Here is a 1,460-nt window from a genome sequence, read left to right as displayed (position 1 = left end):
GGGAACAGACGCGGCACTGGCACAGTCGCGCGCGATGGCCATCTTCGCCGCCATCGAAGGGGCGCAGCTGGTCGCTCGTGGACGGGGCGACCCGGCTGTCTTCGATGCTATCCTCGCTTCCTACCGACAGGCGGGACTGTTCTCGTAGAGCCGAAGTTTGAAAATCCTTGTGTCGGTGGTTCGATTCCGCCCCGGGCCACCAAGAATAAAAAGTAAAAACGCCACCTTCGGGTGGCGTTTTTGTTTTTGGGCGCCCCTCCAAATATGCATATTCCTTTGCAAAAGAAGGAATTAAATTCTCCTCCGTGGTAGTGCGTGATTTATTCCTCTGAGCAACTTAATATGCTCTACTGCATTATCGGCCTTTGTGTATATTTTGAGCAGCGCATACCAAAATCACCAGCCAGAAAACAAACTAAAAAGAGACTTGACCGAAGCAGCCAAGTCGCGCAGACAGCGACGTAGCCTGAAACAAATTCACGAAGAGCTTAAGGAACTGAGATTCGGAGGGTCTTACGATCGCGTGGCGGCGTTCGCAAGAGTATGGCGGGCAGGTCAAACGGACAGGGCCAATTCAGCGAGCAAACGAACAGTCTGTGGTCGAAACATGAAGTATCAGGCTCGGCCCTGTCCGAGTTGCGAGCCAATCTCGAACAGCAAGCAAATCCGGGCGATGCGCGATTCCACGCGGTTAGCGCAGACGTTCTGTCCTTGTCGGTACGAGCAACTGATCTCGCACACACACTTTCTAAAACTAAGGGCGACTTAACGGCATGCTTTTGAATTGCATACTGCAACATGCGTTAAGCAATCAGTTGTCGTCCCTCCGGACGAGGCGGCGACTTCGTGACTTCTAATGAGATCATGGAATGAGCGCTCATTGATTCGCCACCACCCTCTCATCCAGAAAGTGCTGCACGGCTTCGAACAGCTGCATGCGGTTCTTCTCCATGAGGATGCTATGGGTGCCCTCGCCTATCTCGACATAGCGCTTGTATGGCACATTCACCAGTTTGGCGAAGTAGGCATACAGCATATAGCTCGGCAAGTCGGCATCCCACTCGGCATGGACCAGGAAGGTCGGGACGCGGATGCCGGCCGGGTCGTACAGGGCTTTGCCGGCGGCCCAGAATTCACGGGTATCCTGCACAACGCCGTTCGGTGCGCGTAGCACCGGAGGCGATTGCGCCGCACCGATTGGGTCGCTCGCAAACGTGGCGTCGGCCCAGGCCTCGAACCAGCCAGCAGGAATCAGGTCGCGCTTTTTGTCCTCCGCTACGCCGGTCAGCCAGCGCTCCCTGGTAGATTCGCGCGTGACGGAGCGATAGGCGCCAAGCTTGTTGCCGGGGTCCGCGAGCGAAGCCGTGGTGCGAATCCACTGTGGCGCGTACAGGACCAGGCGATTGACCTTATCGTTATTTTGCGTCGTATAGACGGCCATGAGTGTGGTACCCCAGGAC

At 56.0% G+C, this 1,460-nt stretch carries 1 pseudogene; it reads right to left on the bottom strand.

The features are described from left to right. Positions 1-877 precede the first annotated feature (877 nt). Positions 878-1,460: pseudogene (locus tag AB4Z11_RS31590) on the bottom strand (alpha/beta hydrolase); the annotation flags it as partial.

This window comes from Pseudoduganella sp. RAF53_2, from assembly GCF_052113985.1.
Lineage (GTDB): Bacteria > Pseudomonadota > Gammaproteobacteria > Burkholderiales > Burkholderiaceae_D > Rugamonas.
Note: the sequence above shows the minus strand (reverse complement) of the source record. Positions and strands in the feature narration are given on the sequence as shown.